A 6,307-nucleotide genomic window follows, 5' to 3' on the forward strand; every position below is an offset into this window, starting at 1 on the left:
CCCTGAACTGCGGCAGCAGGGCGCGCCTTGCTGCCGTTTTTGTTTCCCGGCGCCCCTGTCCGCAATGCGGGTGAACGGCGCGCGCCGGCACGGCCCCCGGACTGGAGACTCCGATGTCCATGGACACCCATCTCGACAACAAGGCGCTTGAGGAGCTGGAGAAGCAGTATGACTCTGCTCTGAACACGCGCGACAACGGACCCAGGCTGACTGGCGTCATCTATTGGGCCAGCATCGCCTTTGCCCTCTATCACCTGTGGACAGCCGGTTTCGGCACCCCGGTGGACCATGTGCATATGGGTATTCACCTGGCGGGCCTGTTCCTGTTTATTTTTGTGGGCTTTCCGCTGATCAAGTCAGCCCGCAGCCTGGAGTGGCGCGGACCCCATCCGCTGCGCCCCGGCAATGTACCGCTCTATGACTGGGCGCTGACCGGGCTCAGCATGGCGGCGGCGCTGTTCCTCTGGGTCAGCTGGCGCGGCTTTGACATGTTCGGCTTCGACATCGCCGAACAGGCGCTGCGGCAGGGCAATCCGTCCAGCCTGGATGTGTTCTTCGGCTCGGTGCTGATCCTGACGGTGCTGGAGATCGCGCGCCGCACCATCGGATTTGTGCTGCCGCTGATCATCCTGGTGTTCATGGTCTACGCGCTGTTCGGGCCATATATGCCCGCGCAGATCCTCAAGCACCCAGGCGTCAACTGGCAGCAGTTCGTCAACAACATGTACTTCCCGTCCGAAGGCATATTCGGTGTGACGCTTTGGGTGGTGTCCACTGTCGTGTTCCACTTCGTGCTGTTCGGCGTGGTGGCGCAGCGGATGGGGCTGGGGCAGTTCTTTGTCGACAACGCCATGCTGCTCGCTGGCCGCTACACCGGCGGACCGGCCAAGGTGTCCGTTGTCTCATCGGCCTTCTTCGGCACGATTTCCGGCTCTTCCATTGCCAACACCGTCTCCACCGGCTCGCTGACCATCCCCAACATGAAGAAGCTGGGCTACCCCGGCCATTTCGCAGGCGGGGTTGAGGCGGCTGCCTCGGCCGGCGGCCAGATCACCCCGCCGATCATGGGGGCTGCGTCCTTCCTGATGGCAGAGTATCTGGAGGTGCCTTACACTACCATCGTGATTGCGGCGATTGTGCCTGCGCTGATGCATTATATCGGGGTGATCTCGATCGTGCATTTCACCGCCAAGAAACTGGGCCTGACCGCCTATCCCAAGGATCAGCTGCCCAAGTTCCTGCAAGTCTGGAAGGACGGCTGGTACACGATCATTCCGCTGATCGCGCTTCTGCTGGTGCTTTTCTCCGGATACTCGCCCAACATGGCCGCTTTCATCGGTCTCAGCCTGTGCATCGTTGTCGGTTTCTGCGCCTTTGACAAACCCGCCACGCTGCTGATCCCCTTTGCCCTGCTCGGCTTTATCTTGTGGAAGGCCTCGCCCTACTCCGGCGAGGGGTACACCCCGGTGATGGCCGGGATGCTGGCCGCACTCACCATCATCGGCTGCCTGCACAGGAATGAGCGGCAAAACTTCCGCGACTTGTTCGACAGCTTCCACGTCGGCGTGCAATACGCGCTGGCAGTGGGCGCGGCCTCTGCCGCGGTGGGCATCGTGGTGGGTGTGATCAACACCACTGGCGTCGGCTTCCGCCTCGGCTTCATGGTCACCGGCGGCGCGGCGGACATGGCGGCAGCGATTGCGCCGTTCCTCGACTGGACCTCCATCGAGGCGTTCAGCCAGCCGTCGATCCAGCAGTTCCTGTCGCTGGTGCTGATCGCCATGGCCTGCATCCTGATGGGGGCCGGCCTGCCGACCACGGCGCTTTATATCATGCTGGTTGCTGTTGCGACGCCTGCGCTCAGCCAGCTCGGCGTGCCGCCGCTCGCCACGCATATGTTCGTGCTCTACTACGGTGTGATTTCCGAAATCACCCCGCCGGTCTGCGCCTCGGCTTATGCGGCAGCAGGGATTGCGGGGTCCAACCCGTTCCGCACCGGGCTTAATGCCTTTACCCTGGGGCTGGGCAAACTGATGGTGCCGATGGTGTTTGTCTATGCGCCCACCATGCTGATCGTGCTGCCGGAATATTTCACTCTGCTGAGCTTCACTCAGGTCACCCTGACATGCGCGGCAGGCGTCTTTGCCATCGCCACTGCTGTCTCGGCCTACTTCCTGGCACCGCTCAGCGGCATCTGGCGGCTGCTAATGGCCATTGGCGGCCTGCTGCTGGTGGCGCCTTCCGGCGGCTCTGACATCGCAGCGCTGGTTGTGATGGCACCGGTGCTGATCCAGCAGCTGGGCCAGCAGCGCAAACTGCAAGCAAAGGCGGCGCAATGAGCGCATCGTCTTCGCCCGATGTGACGGTCCTGGGCGCCGGGATCGTCGGCATCTGCTCGGCCCTGTCCCTGGCTGGGCGGGGCCTCCGGGTCCGGCTCATCGACCGGGACGCCCCGGGCCAGGCGACGTCTTATGGCAATGCCGGCATCATCTCCCCCTGGTCGGTGGTGCCGCAATCCATGCCGGGCCTTTGGAAAAAAGTGCCCGGCTGGCTGCTGGACCCGCTGGGGCCGGTGGCGGTGAAGCCCGGCTACCTGCCCAAGGTCGCCCCCTGGGGGCTGCGGTTTCTGGCCGAGGGGCGTGACCGGCGGATACATCAGATTTCCGACGCCATGGGCTTTCTGTGCCGCAATTGCGTCGAGGGTTTCCGGCTGCATCTGGCCGGCACCGGCCATGAGGATCTGATCAGGGACAGCTATTATGTCCATGCCTCGCGCAACCCGGAAGAGGCCGACCTGAACAGCCTCGGCAACCGTCTTCGGGCCGCGCAGGGCGCCGACATGGAGCGGATCGGGGCCGCCGATTTGCGCGATCTGGAACCGGCGCTGACGACAGAGTTTCAAGCCGCGATCCTGATCAAGGGTCAGGCCCGGGCGCTTTCCCCGGGCAAGATCGGGGCCGTGCTCGCAGAGAAATTTCTATCCATGGGTGGCGAGATTCAGACCCGGACCGTGCGGGGCATCCTGCCGTCTGAAACCGGCGGCTGGACCTATACCACCGAAGCGGGCCAGGACTGGACGCCTAAGCTGGTGCTGGCAATGGGGGTCTGGTCCGGGGAACTGCTGAAGCCGCTTGGTATCAAGATCCCAATGGAAGCAGAGCGCGGTTATCACGTGTCGTTCCCGGCCCCCGGCGTCGCACTCAATAACTCGATCATGGATATGGACATGAAATTCGTGGCCTCCTCGATGGAGGAAGGGCTGAGGGTGGCCGGCACCGCCGAATTTGCGGGCCTTGATCAGCCGCTGAACCGGAAACGGCTGGACGGGCTGGCGGAACTGGCCAAGGCGCTGCTGCCGGACCTGCGCGCGGATGGCATGGAAACCTGGTCCGGCCAGCGCCCCAGCCTGCCCGACAGCCTGCCCTGCATCGGTGAGGTCGAGGGCTTCCCGGACCTCATCGCCGCCTTTGGCCACAGCCATTACGGTCTGATGATGGCTCCGAAAACCGGGCGGCTGGTGGCGGATATAGTCAGCGGAACGCCCGTGAACGAAGACCTCTCGCCGTTCCGCACACGGCGGTATGAAAGGACCAAGACATGACCATCCACCCCGGCGGCCAGAACATCTGCGGCGTCTCCATTGGCGTGCTGGCATTGGAAAGCTACTTCCCCAAGCCGCCCGGCCATATCAAGAACCCCTCCAGCCTGCCCTTCACCACGCTCTATGAAATGCTGGACGGGATCACCGTGCCGAAACTGCTGGCCAACCCGACCGGCGAAATGAAGGACCGGCTGATCGAGGCCGCCCGGCGGCTGGAGGCCAAGGGCGTGCGGGCGATCACCGGCTCTTGCGGGTTCCTGGCGATTTTCCAGAAGGAGATTGCAGCCGCGGTGAATGTGCCGGTGTTTGTCTCCTCGCTGATCCAGGTGCCGCTGGCGCATCAGATGACAGGCCGCACCGTTGGGGTGATCACCGCCTCAGCCGCCAGCCTGACCGAGGCGCATTTGCGCGGCGTCGGTGCAGAAAACACGCCCGTGGTTGTGCAAGGGCTGGATGACGCAGAAGAATTCTCCACCGTGATCCTGCGCAATGAACGCACCGCAATGGATCTGGCCAAGGTTGAGGCTGAACTGCTGGACGCCGCCAGGGCCATGATCGCGCGCAACCCGGAAATCGGCCCGATTGTTCTGGAATGCACCGACCTGCCGCCCTATGCCCACGCCCTGCAAGCAGCGCTGAACCGGCCCGTCTTCGACATCATCACCCTGTCTGAGATGGTGCACAGGGCGGCCTTCCGCGCCCCTTTCCACGGTTTCATCACCTGAAAAATGCGCTGAGGGCTGGCACAGAGATTTCCAGCCCTCAGCCCTGGATATTTTTGTATCTCCGGCTGGGGTAATCCCCCTAATGTGGCGCAGAACAAACCTTTGCTGCTGGACGTGCCATGCCCCATATCTCCGACACCTTGCTGGACCAGATCCGCGCCCGTTTTGCCCAGGTGGACAACTGCCCCGAACAAGGTGCCCGTATCTTCTTTGAAAATGCAGGCGGCGCGCTGGCGCTCAATTCGGTGGTGGAAACATCCGCACGCTACGCCGCGATCCCCGACAACCAGGGCCGTGACAACCCCGGCAGCCACGAACTGGTGCGGGTCATCAACAAGGCCAAGGACGACATGCGCGTTTTCATGAACGCACCCGGCGGCCAGTTTTTCGCAGGTGAAAGCGGCACAGAGCTCTTGTTCCGCCTGATCATGAACGCCTGCCTCGGCACCTCTGAAGGCAGGACTGTGCTGGGCTCGACGCTGGAGCATCCCGCCACCCGCTCCGCCTGCGCCCGCTGGGCCGGGGTGGCGCGGCAGAAACACGTGCTGATCCCGCATGATGATACCACCGGCACGATTATGGCCGATGCCTATGCTCAGGCGGTTTCGCCGGACACAGTTGTGGCCACAATTGTCCATACGTCTCCTGTCACAGGCATGGGCGTGGATGTCGCCGCCTGCGCTGCCGCCATCCGCGAGGTTGCACCGGAGTGCTTCATCATCGTGGACGGCATCCAACACGCCGCCCATGGGCGTATCGACCTCACCGCCTATGGCGTCGATGGCTATGTAATCTCGCCCTACAAGATGTTCTCGCGCCACGGCTACGGGCTGGCCTGGATCTCCGACCGGCTAACCGCGCTGCCGCATAACAGCCTGATCAATGGGCCTGCGGACAATTGGGAAATGGGCACCCGCGACACCGGCAGCTATGCAACGCTGTCCGATGTTGCAGACTACCTGGAGTGGCTCGGCGGCGAGGTGAGCGATGCAACGGAGCGGCGTGCGAAATTCGTGGCCGCGGGAGAAGCGATCCATGCCCACGAGAAAACCCTGACCGACGCGATGATCCTTGGCACCGGCAATCTGCCGGGATTGGCGGAAATGGAAGGCGTCACCATCCTGGGCGGCCCGGACAACCCGGCCCGCGAGGGGTTGGTTTCGCTGACCGTGGACGGCGTGCCCTCGGTGGATGTGGTCAAACGGCTGAACGAACAGGGCATCCGCACCCACCTGCGCAAGGCGGACCATTACTCCGGCAATATCCTGTCGCCTTTGGGCATGGACAGCTGCGTGCGCGTCTCTATGTGCCACTACAACAGCATCGGCGAAGTGGCGAAGTTCCTGGGCGTGATGAAAGAGATCACCGGGTGATGGCCGGATGACCCATCGAATCCGGGGCCATTGGGTCTGAATTCTTCACGGGTCATCCAGCCCCGCCGCCGCTAGGGTCGCCGGAAGGAATTGGCGGCCCGCCCCGGCCTGCAGGGCGCGCTGTTTCAGGCACGCAGGCAAGGGAATAGACGCATGAAAACCCATGCACAGGCAGTTGTCATCGGCGGCGGACTGGTCGGCTGCTCGATCCTCTACCACCTGGCGAAACTCGGCTGGACAGACGTGGTTCTGCTGGAACGCGATGAGCTGACCGCGGGCTCCACCTGGCACGCGGCGGCCAACATTCACGGGTTGCACGACAACAACAATGTGACCCGCATCCAGCACTACACGATGAACCTCTATAAGGAGCTGGAGAAGGAAACCGGCCAGGGCTGCGGCGTGTTCCAGCCCGGCTCCCTGTACCTTGCCAAGACCGAAGAGCGCGAGCACCAGCTGCGCCTGCAGGAGGCCAAGGCAAAATACTACGGCCTGAACTTCTACGAGGTCAGCCGTGAACAGGCCAAGGAATTGCATCCGCTGGCCCAGTTCGACGACATCCGCTGCATCATGTTCGAACCCGACGGCGGCAATGTGGACCCCTCGGG

General features: G+C 63.2%; 5 protein-coding genes. All 5 read left to right on the forward strand.

The window, feature by feature from the left end; genetic code table 11:
- Positions 1–113 precede the first annotated feature (113 nt).
- Positions 114–2,339, forward strand: coding sequence for a TRAP transporter permease (locus GC1_RS21745; RefSeq protein ID WP_019296984.1), 2,226 nt, complete (start codon positions 114–116; stop codon positions 2,337–2,339).
- Positions 2,336–3,601 (forward strand): NAD(P)/FAD-dependent oxidoreductase, encoded by a 1,266-nt coding sequence (locus GC1_RS21750; RefSeq protein ID WP_019296983.1) that lies wholly within the window; start codon positions 2,336–2,338, stop codon positions 3,599–3,601. Before GC1_RS21745 ends, GC1_RS21750 begins: the two co-directional genes overlap by 4 nt.
- Positions 3,598–4,326, forward strand: a complete 729-nt coding sequence (locus tag GC1_RS21755) for an aspartate/glutamate racemase family protein (RefSeq protein WP_019296982.1) — start codon at positions 3,598–3,600, stop codon at positions 4,324–4,326. Before GC1_RS21750 ends, GC1_RS21755 begins: the two co-directional genes overlap by 4 nt.
- A 119-nt stretch (positions 4,327–4,445) precedes the next feature.
- Positions 4,446–5,699, forward strand: coding sequence for an aminotransferase class V-fold PLP-dependent enzyme (locus tag GC1_RS21760; RefSeq protein WP_019296981.1), 1,254 nt, complete (start codon positions 4,446–4,448; stop codon positions 5,697–5,699).
- 153 nt (positions 5,700–5,852) lie between these two features.
- Positions 5,853–6,307, forward strand: a 455-nt coding sequence (locus tag GC1_RS21765) for an NAD(P)/FAD-dependent oxidoreductase (protein ID WP_039498887.1), incomplete at its 3' end; no start/stop codon positions are given.

The organism is Leisingera sp. ANG1 (genome assembly GCF_000203975.2).
GTDB lineage: Bacteria > Pseudomonadota > Alphaproteobacteria > Rhodobacterales > Rhodobacteraceae > Leisingera.